At 66.4% G+C, this 16,247-nt stretch carries 19 protein-coding genes; 7 read left to right on the top strand and 12 right to left on the bottom strand.

Features of this window, described 5'->3' with window-relative positions; genetic code table 11:
• Nucleotides 1-26 precede the first annotated feature (26 nt).
• On the top strand, nucleotides 27-464 hold the full coding sequence (locus tag V0R62_RS01275; protein WP_028691103.1) for a MarR family transcriptional regulator: 438 nt from the start codon (nucleotides 27-29) through the stop codon (nucleotides 462-464).
• A 25-nt stretch (nucleotides 465-489) separates the two neighbouring features.
• Here V0R62_RS01275 and V0R62_RS01270 read toward each other — a convergent pair whose 3' ends face one another.
• The gene (locus V0R62_RS01270) at nucleotides 490-2,676 is read right to left on the bottom strand and encodes a patatin-like phospholipase family protein (RefSeq protein ID WP_330102387.1); all 2,187 of its coding nucleotides are present in this window, start codon (nucleotides 2,674-2,676) and stop codon (nucleotides 490-492) included.
• Between the two features lie 66 nt (nucleotides 2,677-2,742).
• Here V0R62_RS01270 and V0R62_RS01265 point away from each other — a divergent pair, with 66 nt between their 5' ends.
• Complete coding sequence (locus tag V0R62_RS01265; RefSeq protein WP_330102386.1) at nucleotides 2,743-3,024, top strand: SelT/SelW/SelH family protein; 282 nt, start codon at nucleotides 2,743-2,745, stop codon at nucleotides 3,022-3,024.
• On the opposite strand, the gene V0R62_RS01260 is transcribed toward V0R62_RS01265, so the two are convergent.
• Together V0R62_RS01260 and V0R62_RS01255 are read right to left on the bottom strand one after the other, a co-directional pair.
• Complete coding sequence (locus tag V0R62_RS01260) at nucleotides 3,025-3,912, bottom strand: DMT family transporter (protein ID WP_330102385.1); 888 nt, start codon at nucleotides 3,910-3,912, stop codon at nucleotides 3,025-3,027.
• A 58-nt stretch (nucleotides 3,913-3,970) separates the two neighbouring features.
• Nucleotides 3,971-4,765: a helix-turn-helix transcriptional regulator gene (locus V0R62_RS01255; protein WP_330102384.1), complete on the bottom strand. Its 795-nt coding sequence runs from the start codon at nucleotides 4,763-4,765 to the stop codon at nucleotides 3,971-3,973.
• 124 nt (nucleotides 4,766-4,889) lie between these two features.
• Between V0R62_RS01255 and V0R62_RS01250 the strand changes: the two genes are divergently transcribed.
• On the top strand, nucleotides 4,890-5,705 hold the full coding sequence (locus tag V0R62_RS01250) for a UDP-2,3-diacylglucosamine diphosphatase (RefSeq protein WP_050706764.1): 816 nt from the start codon (nucleotides 4,890-4,892) through the stop codon (nucleotides 5,703-5,705).
• A 148-nt stretch (nucleotides 5,706-5,853) separates the two neighbouring features.
• Here V0R62_RS01250 and V0R62_RS01245 read toward each other — a convergent pair whose 3' ends face one another.
• Both V0R62_RS01245 and V0R62_RS01240 read right to left on the bottom strand, forming a co-directional pair.
• Entirely contained in the window at nucleotides 5,854-6,438 is a 585-nt protein-coding gene (locus V0R62_RS01245; RefSeq protein ID WP_330102383.1) for an HD domain-containing protein, read from the bottom strand.
• 102 nt (nucleotides 6,439-6,540) lie between these two features.
• Nucleotides 6,541-6,852 (bottom strand): DUF962 domain-containing protein, encoded by a 312-nt coding sequence (locus V0R62_RS01240; protein WP_186714521.1) that lies wholly within the window; start codon nucleotides 6,850-6,852, stop codon nucleotides 6,541-6,543.
• 154 nt (nucleotides 6,853-7,006) lie between these two features.
• Here V0R62_RS01240 and V0R62_RS01235 point away from each other — a divergent pair, with 154 nt between their 5' ends.
• The gene (locus V0R62_RS01235; protein ID WP_050706761.1) at nucleotides 7,007-8,053 is read left to right on the top strand and encodes an AraC family transcriptional regulator; all 1,047 of its coding nucleotides are present in this window, start codon (nucleotides 7,007-7,009) and stop codon (nucleotides 8,051-8,053) included.
• Here V0R62_RS01235 and V0R62_RS01230 read toward each other — a convergent pair.
• Entirely contained in the window at nucleotides 8,010-9,464 is a 1,455-nt protein-coding gene (locus V0R62_RS01230; RefSeq protein WP_050706760.1) for a TrkH family potassium uptake protein, read from the bottom strand. The genes V0R62_RS01235 and V0R62_RS01230 overlap by 44 nt on opposite strands.
• 181 nt (nucleotides 9,465-9,645) lie before the next feature.
• Here V0R62_RS01230 and V0R62_RS01225 point away from each other — a divergent pair, with 181 nt between their 5' ends.
• Nucleotides 9,646-10,203 carry a nitroreductase family protein gene (locus V0R62_RS01225; RefSeq protein WP_330102382.1) on the top strand — a complete coding sequence of 186 codons (558 nt, stop codon included), beginning with the start codon at nucleotides 9,646-9,648 and terminating at the stop codon, nucleotides 10,201-10,203.
• 136 nt (nucleotides 10,204-10,339) lie between these two features.
• On the opposite strand, the gene V0R62_RS01220 is transcribed toward V0R62_RS01225, so the two are convergent.
• The 6 genes from V0R62_RS01220 to V0R62_RS01195 all read right to left on the bottom strand — a co-directional run bounded on the left by V0R62_RS01220 (nucleotide 10,340) and on the right by V0R62_RS01195 (nucleotide 14,574).
• Nucleotides 10,340-11,728: a sensor histidine kinase gene (locus tag V0R62_RS01220; protein ID WP_330102381.1), complete on the bottom strand. Its 1,389-nt coding sequence runs from the start codon at nucleotides 11,726-11,728 to the stop codon at nucleotides 10,340-10,342.
• 12 nt (nucleotides 11,729-11,740) lie between these two features.
• Complete coding sequence (locus V0R62_RS01215; protein WP_330102380.1) at nucleotides 11,741-12,157, bottom strand: Spy/CpxP family protein refolding chaperone; 417 nt, start codon at nucleotides 12,155-12,157, stop codon at nucleotides 11,741-11,743.
• A 300-nt stretch (nucleotides 12,158-12,457) separates the two neighbouring features.
• On the bottom strand, nucleotides 12,458-13,135 hold the full coding sequence (locus V0R62_RS01210; protein WP_186714517.1) for a response regulator transcription factor: 678 nt from the start codon (nucleotides 13,133-13,135) through the stop codon (nucleotides 12,458-12,460).
• A 7-nt stretch (nucleotides 13,136-13,142) separates the two neighbouring features.
• Entirely contained in the window at nucleotides 13,143-13,535 is a 393-nt protein-coding gene (locus V0R62_RS01205; protein WP_330102379.1) for a translation initiation factor 2, read from the bottom strand.
• A gap of 141 nt (nucleotides 13,536-13,676) precedes the next feature.
• Entirely contained in the window at nucleotides 13,677-13,976 is a 300-nt protein-coding gene (locus tag V0R62_RS01200; protein ID WP_330102378.1) for a YciI family protein, read from the bottom strand.
• 1 nt (nucleotide 13,977) lies between these two features.
• Nucleotides 13,978-14,574 carry a septation protein A gene (locus V0R62_RS01195; protein WP_050706754.1) on the bottom strand — a complete coding sequence of 199 codons (597 nt, stop codon included), beginning with the start codon at nucleotides 14,572-14,574 and terminating at the stop codon, nucleotides 13,978-13,980.
• A gap of 67 nt (nucleotides 14,575-14,641) precedes the next feature.
• Here V0R62_RS01195 and V0R62_RS01190 point away from each other — a divergent pair, with 67 nt between their 5' ends.
• Both V0R62_RS01190 and V0R62_RS01185 read left to right on the top strand, forming a co-directional pair.
• Nucleotides 14,642-15,502 carry a PHP domain-containing protein gene (locus tag V0R62_RS01190; RefSeq protein WP_330102377.1) on the top strand — a complete coding sequence of 287 codons (861 nt, stop codon included), beginning with the start codon at nucleotides 14,642-14,644 and terminating at the stop codon, nucleotides 15,500-15,502.
• A 13-nt stretch (nucleotides 15,503-15,515) separates the two neighbouring features.
• A complete protein-coding gene (locus V0R62_RS01185) occupies nucleotides 15,516-16,145 on the top strand; it encodes an L-threonylcarbamoyladenylate synthase (RefSeq protein ID WP_082337815.1) in 630 nt (209 codons plus the stop codon).
• Nucleotides 16,146-16,247 lie beyond the last annotated feature (102 nt).

Here is a 16,247-nt window from a genome sequence, read left to right as displayed (position 1 = left end):
AATTAGTTCTATTCATTGAGTTGCTTATGCCCCTGACCGACAACCAACACCGCTTCGGCATGCAGCTGGCCCAGATGTCCCGGGGCTGGCGTGCCGAACTGGACCGCCGCCTGGCCGGGCTCAACCTGTCGCAAGCCCGTTGGCTGGTGCTGTTGCACCTGGCCAGGTTCGACGAGGCGCCGACCCAGCGTGAGCTGGCTCAGAGCGTGGGCGTCGAGGGCCCGACCCTGGCGCGCCTACTCGACAGCCTGGAGAGCCAGGGACTGGTGCGCCGCCAGGCGGTGATGGAAGACCGCCGGGCCAAGAAGATCCTGCTATGCCCGCCGGCCAAGCCGCTGATCGACCAGATCGAGACCATCGCCAATGCCTTGCGCCTCGAGCTGTTCACCGGCATAGACGAGGCCGACATGGAAGTGTGCATGCGCGTGCATGCGAAGATTCTCGATAATCTCGAGAAGTCCTGAACCCTTCATCAATCGCGGGGCAAGCCTAGAAGGTATGCCCCAGGTTCAGGTACACCGCCTTCTCATGGGCATCATTGGCCCCATAGCTCAGGTTCAACGGCCCCAGCGGCGTTTCCAGCCCCAGGAAGATGCTCGCCGCATTGATATAGCCACTGTCGAACTCATTGTCGTTGTTCCACGCCCGTCCACGCTCCAGCGAGCCGCCCAGGTACAGCGGGAAATCCAGCGGCAGGTAGGCCCGTGGCGTCAGGCGGCGGTAGTAGACCATGCGCAGCAGGCTCATGTTCTGCCCGGAGATCGAATCCTGACGGAACCCAGACAGCTGCCGGGCGCCGCCGAACACGAAGCTGGAAGTGACCACTTCGGCATCGTCCAGGGTGCGCCCGTAGCGCCCGCCCAGCACCAGGGTGTTCGGCCCGCTGCTGATGGCCTTGTCCAGGTTGAACAGCCACTGCCGGTAATCCTGGTCCGAGTCCAGTGACTTGTCGTACTTGCGCACGGTCAGGCCGATGTCCTCGCCGCTGTGGGGGAAGTAGACGTTGTCGAAGGTATCGAACGAGTACTTGAGCTCGTAGAAGCCCTCGTTGAAGCTGACCTTGGGCAGGTCCTGGTCGCCGATGCGCACCTCGGCATTGCCCCAGGCCTTGCCCACGCCCAGGCGCACCTCGCCATAGGTGCCGATCTGCCGACCGACATTGAGCCCGAAGCCGTAGCGCTCCAGGCGATACTCGGCCACCGGGTCGTTGTCCAGGGTCGCCTCGACGTTCTGCGAGCCCAGGGCCAGGTAGGGGGCGATGAAGTAGCGCGAGCCCACGTCCAATGGCTGGTAGAACTCGCTGTACAGCTCCTGCTCGTCGCCGATCTGCGCGCGGGTCAGCCATTCGCCGCCGAGCTGGTTGATGCCGTTGACCCGGTAGCTGGCGCCGAGGTTGAAGGCGCTGTCGCCGCGCAGGTCGTCCGACAGGTTCAGCCCCAGGCGCAGGTAATCGGTGCCTCCACGCCGACCACGGGCGTTGATCACCAGGGTATGTTCGTCGCCCTTGTGCGCCACGCGGTACTGCACCTGGTCGAAGTAGTCCAGGCCATAGAGGGTGCCCATGTCGGTCTGCAGGCGGCCGAGATCCAGCGGCTCGCCGATGGGCTGGCGAATGTAGTAGCGGATCACGTCGTCGCTGACCTTGGAATCGTTCTCCACCCGGATTGCGGTGATGATCGGCGTGCGTTGTTTCGGTGAGCGCGCCACCGCCAGGTTGCTGTCGCCCTCGGGCTGGCGCAGCGCCGCCAGGCGCGGGTCGAGGGCGCGGGTGGCGCGGTAGCCGGCGTCGATCATGTCCTGGGCGCGGCCGAAATCGGTGACGCCGAAGGCCGACAGCGGCGGCTGTACCAGGATGTCCTCGCGGCGCAGGGTGGCCAATTGTTCCTCGGAGTTGCGCCGGGTCATCAGGGTGATCGACTGGTTGAGCACGTCCACCACCGTGGCCAGTTGCTTGCGGTTGCGCAGCGGGGTGCCGATGTCGACGACGATGGCCAGGTCCACGCCCATTTCGCGCACCACGTCCACCGGGATGTTGTCGGTCATGCCGCCGTCCACCAGCAGCCGGCCGTCCAGCTCCACCGGGGCGAACACCGCCGGGATCGACATGCTGGCGCGGATCACCTGGGGCAGGTGGCCGCGGCGGAAGATCACCTTCTCGCCGCTGGTGATGTCGGTGGCCACGGCGCGGAAGGGGATCGGCAGCTTGTCGAAGTCGCGGATGTCGGCGGTGTGGGCCAGCTTGCTTTCCAGCAGCAGGGCCAGGTTCTGGCCCTGGATCACCCCCAGCGGCAGGCCCAGGCTGCCGTCGTCGCGAAAGCTCAGCTTCTGCTTGACCAGGAAGTCGCGGTCGTCCTGCTTGCGCCGGAACGGCACATCCTTGCGCGGCGGCGCATCGGACAGCGCCTGCTGCCAGTCCAGCGTGGTGGCCAGCTTTTCCAGTTCGGCGATGCTGTAGCCCGAGGCGTACAACCCGCCGACCACTGCGCCCATGCTGGTGCCGGCGATGGCGTCGATGCGCACGCCCTGTTCCTCCAGGGCCTTGAGCACGCCAATATGGGCCAGGCCGCGGGCGGCGCCGCCCGACAGCACCAGGCCGATCTTCGGCCGTGCCGCTTCGGCGGCAAGCACAGTGAAGGAGGTGAGCATCAGCAGGAGGCAGTACAGCAGGCGGCGCATCGTGAGTCTCAAACCAGAGGATAAAGACCGCTAGTATAAGCGGCCCTTCCTACGGAGTTTCCCTACATGGCAGACAGCAAGCCGCAAATCGTCATTACCTATTGCACCCAGTGCCAGTGGCTGCTGCGCGCCGCTTGGCTGGCCCAGGAGCTGCTCAGCACCTTTGCCGACGACCTCGGCCAGGTGGCGCTGGAGCCCGGCACCGGTGGGGTGTTCCGCATCACTTGCGACGGCGTGCAGATCTGGGAACGCAAGGCCGACGGCGGCTTCCCCGAGGCCAAGGTGCTCAAGCAGCGGGTGCGTGACCAGATCGATCCGCAGCGCGACCTGGGCCACAGCGATCGCTGATCAGGCGCTTTCGGGCTGTGGCTGGCGGGCGGGTTGCTCGGCGGCCAGGCGGCTGGACAGCACGATGGCAAAAATGATCAAGGCGCCGCCGGCGAGCATGCGCAGGGTCGGCTGTTCGGCGAACACCACCCAGGCCACTGCGATGCCGTAGACCGGCTCCATGCCGAACACCACCGCGGCGGTGCGCGCCTTGATCACCGCCAGGCTGGCGACGAACAGGCTGTGGGCGACGCCGGTGCAGAAGACCCCGAGCAGGGCGATCCACAGCCAGTCCAGCGGCGCCACCGCGCCCAGGCCGGGCGCGGCGAACGGCAGCAGGCACAGGCTAACCACCAGGTTCTGCCACAGCGCCGCCTGTACGGCAGGCAGGCGGCCGGAGCCGGCGCGGTTGATCAGCGACAGCAGCGAGAACAGCAGGCCCGAGAGCAGCGCCCAGAGCAGCCCGCCGGTGGCCTCGCTGGCCAGGTCGAAGGCCGGTGTGACCAGCACCAGGCCGATGCTCACCAGCAGCACCAGCAGCGCTTCATTGCGGCGGATGCGTTCGCGGAACAGCAGGCCCTCGAGGATCACGGTGAAGGCCGGGAAGCTGGCGAAACCGAGGGTGGCGATGGCCACGCCGCCGACCTTGACCGCGATGAAGAAGCTCACCCAGTGCCCGGCCAGCAGCGCGCCGCCCAGCAGCAGGCGGCGCAGGTCCTGGCCGCGCAGCGGTTGCCAGGCCTGGCGCGCCAGGCTGGCGAACAGTGCCAGCGCCAGCACCGCGAACAGGGCGCGGCCGAAGACGATGATCGAGGGGCTGGCGCTGGCGGCCAGCTTGCCGAAGACGCCGGTCAGGCCGAAGAACAGCGCGCCGATATGCAGGGCGCCGAGGGCGGTGCGGTGGTTCATGGTGGTCCTTTGCATTCGCAGGGAGAGAAGATCTTGGCGCTCAGTGTAAGAGCCCGGTCTACCTGTGTCTGTCGCCCACCTCGCGCCCGTTGTCGCAGGACTCGCGCCGCAACGCCAGTGGCGTGCAGCCGAACGCCCGCATCACCGCCGCGCTGAAGGCGCTCTGCGAGCCATACCCCACCCGCGCCGCGACCTCACCCACCGGCAACAGCGTCTCTCGCAACAGTCTCCGCGCCATCGACAACCGCCGCTGACGGATATAGTCCATCGGCGTCATGCCGCACTCGCTGGCAAAACGCGCGTGCAGTCGTGCGCTGGAGAGCCCGGCCAGGCGCGCCAGGTCGGCGACTTGCAATGGATAGGCGGCGTGCTGCTCGATATGCCGGTCGAAGGCGGCATAGGGCAAGCGCCTGCTGGCGAGTACCGGGGCACCGGCCTGCAGGTTGAGGCTGGCCAGCAACAGCACCGCGCCCTGGCGGGCAATCAATGGGTCGTCCACCGGGCTTGCCGCCAGCCAGTCGACCAACTGCTGCTGGCGGCTGTTCAGGCCCAGGGGACCGGGGCGGTCGAGCAGGCGGCGGCTGTTGTCGGCGTGCTCGCCCAGGTGGTCGCCGAGCCAGTGCCCGCCCGGCACGTCCAGCACCAGGCAGTGGCTGCCCTCGGGGCTGCCGCAGGTGTGGTGGGCCCCGGCAGGCACCACCATCAGGTCCTGGCGACCGACCCGGCCGCCGCGGCCATCCACCTCGAAGTCCAGGCGCCCGCCCAGGCCGAACACCAGCTGCGGGTGGTCGTGGCTGTGGGCGATCAGGTCGTGGCGATAATGGCGCAGCGAAAGCAGGGGGGCGGCGGTCATGGTGAGTCCTCACGAAGCAGGTGAAGAGTGTACACCTCCAGGCGCGCGCAGGATGGTCATGCGCCTGCCACCAATCTGTCACCTGTGCCTGCCAGTCTCCAGCAAACAGCGCCGGAGCCTGCCCATGACCCACGCCGAACCTCTCCGCCCGTCACGCAAGCAGCGTGTCCGTACCCTGTGGATTTCCGATGTGCACCTGGGCACCCGGGATTGCCAGGCCGAACACCTCGCGCACTTCCTCAAGGGCTACCAGGCCGAGCGCATCTACCTGGTCGGCGATATCATCGACGGCTGGAAACTGCGCGGCGGCATCTACTGGCCCCAGGCTCACACCAACGTCATCCGCCGCCTGCTGACCCTGAGCAAACGCGGTACCGAGGTGATCTATGTCACCGGCAACCATGACGAGTTCCTGCGCCGCTACTCGAAACTGATCCTGGGCAACATCCAGCTGGTGGATGAGGCCGAGCACCTTACCGTCGACGGTCGGCGGCTGCTGGTGATCCACGGCGACCAGTTCGACGTGATCACCCGCTACCACCGCTGGCTGGCGTTTCTCGGCGACCGGGCCTACGAGTTCACCCTGGTGCTCAACCGTTGGCTCAACCACTGGCGCGCCCGTTATGGCTATGGCTACTGGTCGTTGTCGGCGTACCTCAAGCACAAGGTCAAGGGCGCGGTGAACTTCATCAGCGACTTCGAGGACGCCATTGCCCACGAGTGCACCCGGCGTGGCTTCCAGGGCGTGGTGTGCGGGCATATCCACCATGCCGAGATTCGCCGGGTGGGCGAGGTGGAGTACCTCAACTGCGGCGACTGGGTGGAGTCGTGCACGGCGCTGATCGAGCACTGGGACGGGCGGATCGAACTGTACCGGTTCGCCGAGGCGCAGGCGCGCGAAGCCGCGTCGCGCCTGGCGGAGCTGGGCGAGCCGGCCTAGGTCGGTTTCAGCCCTGTAGGAGCGGCCTTGTGCCGCGAAAGGGGCGCGTAGCGGCCCCAGGATCTCGGGGATGTCTCAAGATCGTCGGGGCTGCTGCGCAGCCAGTTCGCGGCACAAGGCCGCTCCTACAGGTGGGGGGGATCGGGAATCAGGCCGACGCCTTCAAGGCCGCCTTGTAGATCGACTGCCTGGGCTGGGCGAACAGCCGCTCCATCATCGGTTCGAAGAACGACAGCGGCAGGCTCGGGTACTCGGGGTCGAACGCCGCCGCGTCGTAGCGCGCACAGAACTCGATGGTCCGTTGGTATTGCGGGTGATCGCTGAACTGCTCGCGCAAGTGGCGATCCATGCCCAGGTGGTGGAAGAAGTAGTAGCCCTGGAAGATCCCGTGCTTCTCGATCATCCACAGGTTCTCGGCGCCGACGAAGGGCTTGAGGATCGCCGCGGCGATATCCGGGTGGTTGTAGCTGCCGAGGGTGTCGCCGATGTCATGCAGCAGGGCGCAGACCACGTATTCCTCGTCGCGACCGTCACGGTAGGCGCGGGTGGCGGTCTGCAGCGAGTGGCTCAGGCGATCGATGGGAAAGCCGCCGAAGTCGCCATCGAGCAGGCGCAGGTGGGCGACGATGCGCTGGGGCAACTGCCGGGCATAGGCGCGAAAGTCGTCGGCGATGATCGCCCAGTCCTGGGCGGTGCCGTCGCGCATGTGGCTGAAGTTCGCTTGCTTGTTCATCGCCGCGGGCCACTCGTGTCGGGGACATGCCTGGCAGTGTTGGCCAGGACGCGGTCTTTGGCAGTGGCCGGCCGGGACGCGAACTTGGCCTTGCGGGCCGATTCAGAGGCTGAGGCGGCCCAGCAGGATGTCGCGGAACATGGCGAAGTCGCCGACCAGGCTGTACCAGGGATGGGTGAAGGTGGCCGGTCGGTTCTTCTCGAAGAAGAAATGCCCGGCCCAGGCGAAGCCATAGCCGGCCAGCGGCACGGCCAGCAGCAACAGCCACTGGCCGCTGCCGATGCTGTAGGCGAGCAGGGCGATCACCAGGCTGGTGCCGACGAAGTGCAGGCGGCGGCAGGTGGCGTTGCTGTGCTCGCCCAGGTAGTAGGGATAGAACTCGGCAAAACTGCGGAACTGCGCTGTGCGGGTCATGGCGGGCTTCCGGATCTGCGGGTCGTGCTAACAGGATACACGGCGTGGAGCCTGAATCGAGTCTAGAGTCACTGGGGGCAGTGGCCAGTGACAATAGGCGCCAATTGAGTATCCTTTCGGTTCACCGCAGGAGCGGTCAGCACAAGAGCCTGTCATGAGTGAGAGAACCACGTCAGCCAGCTGGGCATCAGGGATCGTCAAGGCACTCGAGCTGGAAGGGCTCGATTGTCCGGCCATGTTCAAGCAGCTCGGGCTCGACTTTTCCGCCCTCGACGACCCCGATGCGCGATTCACCCAGGATTCGATGACCCGGCTGTGGCAGCTGGCGGTCGAGTTGTCGGGCAACGAGGCCATCGGCCTGAACATGGCCCGGGTGGTGCGTCCGGCCTCGTTCCATGTGGTGGGCTATGCGCTGATGTCCAGCCGCACCCTGGCCGAGGGTTTCGAACGCCTGGTGCGCTACCAGCGGATCATCGCCGAGAGTTCGGACCTGAGCTTTCGCCGCGAGCCCGACGGCTACGCCCTGGTGCTGACCGTGCATGGCGACCACCTGCCGCCGACCCGGCACAGCGCCGAGGCGTCCCTGGCCTGCGCCCTGGCCCTGTGCACCTGGCTCAGCGGGCGGCCGATCCAGCCTCGGCGGGTGCTGATCCAGGGCGGCCAGCCGAAGAATGTCGAGCCGTACAAGGTGGCCTTCCATGCGCCGCTGGTATTTGGCGCGCCCCATGACGCGCTGGTACTCGAGCGTGCCGACATGGAGGCGCCGCTGCCGACCGCCAACGAAGCGATGGCGGTGCTGCATGATCGCTTTGCCGGGGAATACCTGGCGCGCTTCTCGGAAAGCCGCGTGACCCACCGGGTACGCCAGGTACTGTGCCGCATCCTGCCCCAGGGCGAGCCCAAGCGCGAGACCGTGGCCCAGGCCCTGCACCTGTCGCAGCGCACCTTGCAACGGCGCCTGCAGGACGAGGGCACCAGCTTCCAGACCCTGCTCGACGACACCCGCCGCGAACTGGCCGAGCAGTACCTGGCCCAGCCCGGCACCACCTTGCTGGAAACCGCCTACCTGCTGGGTTTCGCCGATCCGAGCAACTTCTACCGGGCGTTCCGCCGCTGGTTCGACACCACCCCGAGCGAGTACCGCACGCGGTTGTCGGTCAGTGACGCCAGAACGCCGGCATGCACAACACCAGCACCGTGATGATCTCCAGGCGGCCGAGCAGCATGCCGCCGGAGAGGATCCACTTGGCCGCGTCCGGCAGGCTGGCGTAGTTGCCGGCCGGGCCGATCACCTCGCCGAGACCGGGGCCTACGCCTGACACCGTGCCGGCGGCACCGGTCAGCGCGGTCATCCAGTCGACGCCCAGCAGCGACAGCAGCAGGGCGATGATGCAGATGGTGATGGCGAAGAAGAACGAGAAGGTCAGGATCGAGCGCACGATCTCTTCGTCGAGGCGATGGCCGTTGTACTTCTGCTTGATCACCGCCCGGGGGTGGATCAGCTGGTTGAGGTTGGCCTTGAGCAGGATGTAGGCGACCTGGAAGCGGAAGATCTTGATGCCGCCGGCGGTGGAGCCCGAGCAGCCGCCGACGAAGCCCAGGTAGAAGAACAGCATCAGCGAGAAGTTGCCCCACATGCTGTAGTCGCCCAGGGCGAAGCCGGTGGTGGTGACCACCGAGGTGACGTTCAGCGCGACGTGACGCAAGGCGTCGAGCCAGTGCAGGTCGGTGGTGGCCCAGTACCAGGTGCCGAGCACCAGCCAGGTTGCCAGCAGCATGGCCAGCAGGCCCTGCACCTGCTGGTCCTTGATCAACGCCTTGCGGTGGCCGCGCAAGGTGGCCACGTAAAGGGTGAACGGCAGGCTGCCGAGAATCATCACCACCACCGCGACCCAGTGCACCGCGGGGATGTCCCACTTGGCCAGGGACTGGTCGGAAGTGGAGAACCCGCCGGTGGAGATCGCCGACATGGCGTGGTTGATCGCGTCGAACGGGCTCATGCCCGCCCACCAGAACGCCAGGCTGCCAAGCACGGTGATGCCGACATACACCGCGACGATCGACTTGGCGACCATGTGCGAGCGCGGCATGACCTTCTCCGAGCGGTCCGAGGACTCGGTCTGGAACAGGCGCATGCCGCCGATGCGCAGCAGCGGCAGGATCGCCACCGCCATGCCGATGAAGCCGATGCCGCCCAGCCAGTGCAGCATCGAGCGCCACATCAGGATGCCCGGCGACATGTTGTCCAGGCCGCTGAGCACGGTGGCGCCGGTGGCGGTGATACCGGACATGCTTTCGAAGAAGGCGTCGGTGTAGCTGATGTGCTGCGTCAGCAGGAACGGTAGGGCGGCGAACACGCAGACCACCAGCCAGCTGCTGACGGTCAGCAGATACATGTCGCGCGGGCGCAGGTGCACGTGCTCGGGGCGGCCGGGGATGACCAGGCCGAGTCCGGCGAGGAAGGTGATCAGGCTCGACCAGAGGAACGACGGCATGTCGCCGGTGCGCTCGAAGACCACCAGGGTCGCCATGGGCACCACCATGCTCACTGCCAGGGTGATCAGGAAGATGCCGATGATGAAACCAATGATCCTTAAGGTCGGCAACGCCATGTGATCTGCTCTGACTCGCTACGGAAAGGGCGCCATTCTACCTGTGGGGGAGGTGATGTAAACGTACGATTGAGCGTGTCGTGGAAGCGCTGCTGGTCCTGCGACAGGGCAATCCCGATCCCACGAGGGCGGCGCTATGGTGCAGAATGGCCGCACTTTCAATCTGCCAGGAGGGTAGCCCATGGAGGCTCTCGACGCATTGCTCAACCGTGTTTCCGTGCCACGCCTGACTGAACCGGCGCCCAATGCCGCCCAGCGCGAGGCACTGTTCCAGGCCGCGTTGCGCGCGCCGGACCATGGCCAGCTGCGCCCCTGGCGCTTCCTGACCATCGAGGGGCAGGGCCGCGAGAAGCTCGGCGAGCTGTTCGCCGAGGCGGTACAGGCCAAGGGCGATGCCACCCCGGCCGCGCTGGACAAGGCCCGGGCGATGCCGCTGCGGGCGCCGCTGCTGATCGTGGTGATCGCTCGGCTGCAGGATCATTTCAAGGTGCCGAAGATCGAGCAGCGCCTGGCCGCTGGCTGCGCCGCCCACGGCATCCTCATCGCCGCCCATGCCCAGGGCATCGGCGCGGTGTGGCGCACCGGCGACATGGCCTTCGATGCCCATGTTCACAAGGGCTTGGGCCTGGAAGCGAACGAAGAGGTGATCGGTTACCTGTATGTCGGCACGCCGATGGGCGAGCCACGCACGGCGCCGGTCCTGGAGACGGCCCAGTACGTCAGCGCCTGGGGCGAGTGATGTAAGAGGCGGGGCCGCTCTGCGGCACTTTCCGGCCGGTCCGGCGCCCCGGCAAGGCCGCTCCTACAGGCGATCGTGGATTCTTGTAGGAGCGGCCTTGTGCCGCGAAAGGGCTGCGCAGCAGCCCTGCGATCTGTCAGCCTGCACTGATATTGCAGGGAATCTCCAGCGTCGCAATGAACCCACCCTGCGGATGATTCCCCAGCACCAGGCTGCCACCATGGCGCTCTGCCGCCTTGCGCGCAATCGCCAGCCCCAGGCCATGCCCCGGCGCCTCCTGCCCCGGCGCCCGGAAGAACGGCTCGCCCAGCTGCGCCAGGTGCTCTGCCGCCACCCCTGGCCCATGATCGCGCACGCTCAGCACGATGCGATCCTGTTCGCGGCGGGCATGCACCTCGATCGGCTGCCCGGCCGGATTGAAGCGCAGGGCATTGCGCAACAAATTGTCCACTGCCCGTTCGATCAAGGTTGGCCAGCCGTGCAAGGTCAGGCCTGCCTGCGCCTCCAGTCGCACGTCCTGTTCCGGCGCTGACAGCTGGGCGTCCTTGCGCACGCCACCCAGCAAGGCATTGAGGTCCACGGGTTCGGCATGGGCCTGGTCGGCATCGACCCGGGCCAGCACCAGGATCTCGCTGATCAGGTCTTCCAGGCGATCGCACTCACGGGTCAGGCGCGGCCACAGGGCCTGGCGCTGCTGCGGCTCGGCGCGCTCGGCCAGGGCCAGGGCGATGCGCAGGCGCGCCAGCGGCGAGCGCAGTTCGTGGGACACATCACGCAGCAGCTGGCGCTGGCTGCCGATCAGGCTCTGCAGGCGCGCGCCCATCTTGTTGAAGTCGTTGGCCAGCACGCCGAACTCGTCGCGGCGCACCGCCAGCCGCGCCAGGCTGTTCTGCTGGTAGCTGGTCTGCCCCAGGTCGTGCACCGCGCCGCGCAGGCGGCTGAGCGGGCGGGTGATCGACAGGGTCACCAGCAGGCTGAACAGGGTCAGTACCACCAGGGCGATCCCCAGGGCGCTGAGCGGCCAGATCAGGCTCTCGCGATGCCAGGCGGCCAGTTCGGGGTGGGGAATGCGGTAGATCAGCAGGTAAGTCTCGCCGCTGGTGGGGCTGGTGTATTCCTCGGTCAGGCGGCGCCAGGGCAGGCGGCGCTCGTCGTTGTGCTGGCGCGCCTCGAAGGCTGCGGCGCGGCGCGGGAAGGTGCCGGGCACCACGGCATCGCCGCTGTCGTCGAGCACCTGCACATCGATCTTGTAGCGCTGCTTGCGTCGCTCCAGGAAGCGCTGCGACGACTCCAGGCCGTCCTGTTCATAGTGCTGGGCCCAGTGACTGGCCAGGTTGTTCAGGCCCGGATGGCGGCTGAGGATCCAGGTGTCCTGGTTGAGCATGTGCCCGAGCAGGATCGACAGCCCGGCGACCAGGGCGATGGCCAGCCAGAAGCTGGCCAGGATGCGCCAGAACAGTGAACGCAAGAAGAGCACCTCCGAGAAAGGGCGAAAGCCCGGCCCGCGAGGGCGCGGGCCGGGCATCGGGCTGACAGCTTACTGGGCCTTGCCGGCTTTTTCAGCCTTCCAGGCCTGGAACTCCTTCCATTCGGCCTTGCGCGCGGCGCGTTCCTTCTGCAGTTCGTCGAACTTCTTTTGCTGCTCGGGCTTGAGCAGGGCGCGGATCTGGCCGTCGGTCTTGTCGTGGCTGGCCTTGAGTTCGTCCTTCATGGCTTTCTGCTCGGCGGCCGGCAGCTTGGCCATGTAGCGCTCGGTGATGTCGCGGCGCTGCTGCATCTGCTCGCCCATCAGCTTGCCGATCTGCTGGCGCTGGTCGCGGCTCAGGTCCAGCTGGGCGAAAGGCGCGTCACCGCGATGATGCGGGCCGTCGTGGCGCGGGCCGCCGTCAGGCATGGCCATGGCCACGGTCGGCAGGGTGGCGGCGAACATCAGGGCGATCAGGGTCTTGCGCATGGTGTCTCTCCTTTCAGGGGCCGGTGGTTACCGGATGAGCCCAGTCTAGGGAGATCAAGGTCAAGGGCGGTCAGGCGAGGGTAAAGGCTGGGTAAAGATGCCGGTAGCCACCGTGCGGATCCTGTGGGAGCGGCTGTCTTGCTGAGATTTTTCAACTGGCGTGATCTCTGTAGGAGCGGCCTTGTGCCGCGAAAGGGCTGCGCAGCAGCCCCGGGATTTCAGCGTTTTTGCAAAGATCACCGGGGCCGCTTTGCGGCCCTTTCGCGGCACAAGGCCGCTCCTACAGGGGGCTAGTCGCTGTCAGAGGCTGTAGTAGTAGCCGCGGCTGCGCAGGGCGACGATGCGCGGACGGCCGTCCGGGTGCGGGCCGATCTTCTTGCGCAGGTTGCTGACGTGCATGTCCAGGCTGCGGTCATAGAGCGTGAGCTTGCGACCCAGGCCGATCTGCGCCAGTTCCTGCTTGTCCAGCGGCTCGCCGGGCTGGCGCAGCAGCGCCTCGAGGATGCGGCTCTCGGACAGCGTGAGGGTCATCTCGCGCTCCTCGATGCTGACCACGCCGCGCACCGGGCTGAAGGTCAGGTCGCCGATCTCGACCTGGCTGCTGGGCGCGCTGGGGTGGCTGCGACGCAAGACGGCGCGCAGGCGGGCGGTGAGCTCGCGGGGGTCACAGGGCTTGGCCAGGTAGTCGTCGGCGCCCAGCTCCAGGCCAAGGATGCGGTCCAGCGGCTCGCCACGGGCCGAGAGCATCAGCACCGGCAGGTCGGTGTGCTCGCTGCGCAACTGTTTGAGCAGTTCCAGGCCGCTGCCGTCGGGCAGCATGACATCCAGCACCACCGCCGCCGGTGCGTGGGTGGCCAAGGCCTGGCGCGCACTCTGGCCATCGTGGCAGGCGCGCACCGCAAACCCTTCCTGGGTCAGCCAGCTGCCGAGCAGCTCGCACAGTTCCTGGTCATCATCAATCAGTAACAGCTCGCTCATGTCTCACTCAATTCAACCATTGCCGGCGTCTTCTGTGTCCGCCGCTGGCTAAGATACCGCAGACTGCCGACAACAGTGCAACGACCGAGCCGATCAGGAACCACTGCTGCTGGTCGGTGAGCAGGCGCTGGGGTGCGCTGCTGGCGGCCTGCAGCTCCTTGACCGCCAGCTTCAGGCGCTGGTTGTCCTGGCGCAGGCGCGAGAGCTGGGCGCTTTCGCGCTCACTGTCCTGGTTCTGCAGTTGCAGGGTCAGCGCGTCGCGCTGTTTCTCACTCTCTTCCAGGCGCTGCTGCAGCTCGGTGATCCGCGCCCCGGCTTCCAGCGACAGCGGCTGCTCGGCCACGGCGAAAGGGGACAGCAGTAACAGGCAAAGCAGCAGGGACATCGGACCTTGACGCATTGGAACTCCTGATTCGTATCGATTCAGGAGGTTGTCGGCCGGTTGTCGGAATTTATGAATAGTGCCGCGTGGGGTGTAGTTGGGGGCGGCTTGGTGGGAGCGGGCTAGCTCGCTCCCACCAAGCCCGTCCCTTAGAGCCTGTTAGGGCAGAACTTGCTTGAAGGGCTTGACCACGACCTTGTCGTAGACGCCCGCGGCGATATACGGGTCGGCGTCGGCCCAGGCCTGGGCGGCGGCCAGCGAATCGAACTCGGCGACGATCAGGCTGCCACTGAAGCCGGCGGCGCCCGGGTCGTTGCTGTCGATGGCCGGATGCGGGCCGGCGAGGATCACGCGGCCTTCGGCCTTGAGCTGCTGCAGGCGCTCGATATGGGCGGGACGGGCGGCCAGGCGTTTTTCCAGGGAGTTTTCGACGTCGCTGGCGATGATGGCGTAGAGCATGTCAGTCCTTGGGTTTGGAGGTGGAAGGGTCGGCATCGTGCAAGTGGCGCGACAGGTAGACACCCTGGGCCACCAGGAACAGCACGGTCATGCCCAGGCTGCCGAAGACCTTGAAGTCGACCCAGATGTCCTGGAAGGTGAAGGCGACGAACAGGTTGGCGGCGCCGCACACCAGGAAGAAGCCGATCCACGCCAGGTTCAGGCGGGTCCAGACGGTTTCCGGAAGGGTCAGGGCGTGGCCCATGATGCGCTTGATCAGCACCCGGTCACCAATGAAGTGGCTGCCGGCGAAGGCCAGGGCGAACAGCCAGTTGACCACCGGCGCCTTCCATTTGAGGAAGGTCTCGCTGTGGAAGGCCAGGGTCAGGCCGCCGAACACCAGGCAGGCGACCAGGGTCAGCAACTGGCCCTTCTCCAGCTTGCCGTGACGCAGGAACAGCGCACCGTAGACCACCACGGAGCTGGCGATCAGCATGGCGGTGGCGCTGTAGATCCCGCCGAACTCGAAGCTTTGGCCGGCGAATTCGACCGGGCGCGGGTCCAGTTTGTAGACGATGAAGAACAGCAGCAGCGGGATGAAATCGATGAATTGTTTCACAGTGGCAGCCAGAAGCGGGATGTGACGGCATAATAACAAACATCGATTCCTGCGAAAGCGCTCCTCCATGAATGTTGATCTGCACTGTCACAGCACGGCCTCCGACGGCGCCCTGTCGCCCACGGCACTGGTCGCCCGGGCCCATGAGCACGGGGTGCGGACGCTGTCGCTCACCGACCACGACACCCTCGAAGGCCTGCCCGAGGCCCGCCAGGCCTGCCTGGACAACGGCATGCAGTGGGTCAGCGGGGTAGAGTTGTCGTGCACCTGGGGCGGCGCCACCATCCATGTGCTGGGTTACGATTTTCCGCTCGATGCCCCGCCCCTGCTCGAGGCCATCGACAACCTGCACCGCGGCCGCTGGCTGCGCGCCGAGGAAATCGGCCGCAAGCTGGCGGCCAAGGGCATGCCCGGCGCGCTAGACGGCGCGCGGGCCGTCCAGCAGGAACTGGGTGACAGCGGCAACGCCCCGGCGCGCCCTCACTTCGCCGAATTCCTGGTGCGCGCAGGCTTCGTCAAGGACCGTGGCGAGGCCTTTCGCAAGTGGCTGGGCGCCGGCAAGTTGGGAGACGTCAAGCTGCACTGGCCGACGCTGGAGGAAACCGTCGCCACGTTGCGCGAGTCCAATGCCTGGGTGAGCCTGGCTCATCCCATGCACTACGAACTGACCCGCAGCAAGCGCAGACGGCTGATTGCCGACTATATTCAGGCAGGGGGGCAGGCACTGGAAGTGGTCAATGGGATGATGCCGCCCGAGCAGGTGGGGACAATGTCGATCCTCACCCGTGAGTTCGGCTTGCTGGCAAGCGCCGGCAGTGACTTCCACGGCCCTGGCACCTGGGGCGAGATCGGTGCTTACCGGCCATTGCCTGAGGACCTGCCACCTCTGTGGCGTCGATTCCGACATGAACAGTCTATGGCGGTATGAACAGGACGACTACGTGAGCCAATTTTTCCAGATCCATGCGGAAAACCCGCAGGCGCGCCTGATCAAGCAGGCGGTCGAGATCATCCGCAAGGGCGGGGTGGTGGTCTACCCGACCGACTCGGCCTATGCGATGGGCTGCCAGATCGGCGACAAGGGCGCCATCGAACGTGTGCGTCGGCTGCGCCAGCTGGACAAGAACCACAACTTCACCCTGCTGTGCTGCGACTTGTCCGAGATGGGTACCTTCGCCAAGATCGACACGGCGACGTTCCGCCTGCTCAAGGCGCACATTCCAGGCCCCTACACCTTCATTCTCAACGCCACCCGTGAAGTGCCGCGCCTGCTGTTGCACGACAAGCGCCGCACCATCGGCCTGCGCGTGCCGTCCAACCCCATTGTCCTGGCCCTGCTCGAAGAGCTTGGCGAGCCGCTGATGAGCGTCAGCCTCATCCTGCCGGGCGACGATGAGCCGATGACCGATCCCTACGAGATCCGTCAGCGCCTAGAGCATCACGTCGACCTGATCATCGATGGCGGCTTCGGCGACCTGAAGGCTTCGACCGTCATCGACCTGTCCGGTGACGAGCCGGAGCTGATTCGCGAAGGGTGCGGGGATCCGACGCCGTTCCTGGTCAACGCATGAGCCAGATGGAAACGCCCGAGGCGCCGGCCGAGGAGGCCGATGCCCCCCAGCAGTTGCAGTTGGCCCTGGTCTACGGGGAGGTGCTGACCGAACTGCCGGTAG

The sequence above is a fragment of the Pseudomonas carassii genome (assembly GCF_036324045.1).
GTDB classification, from domain to species: domain Bacteria; phylum Pseudomonadota; class Gammaproteobacteria; order Pseudomonadales; family Pseudomonadaceae; genus Aquipseudomonas; species Aquipseudomonas peradeniyensis.
Note: the sequence above shows the minus strand (reverse complement) of the source record. Positions and strands in the feature narration are given on the sequence as shown.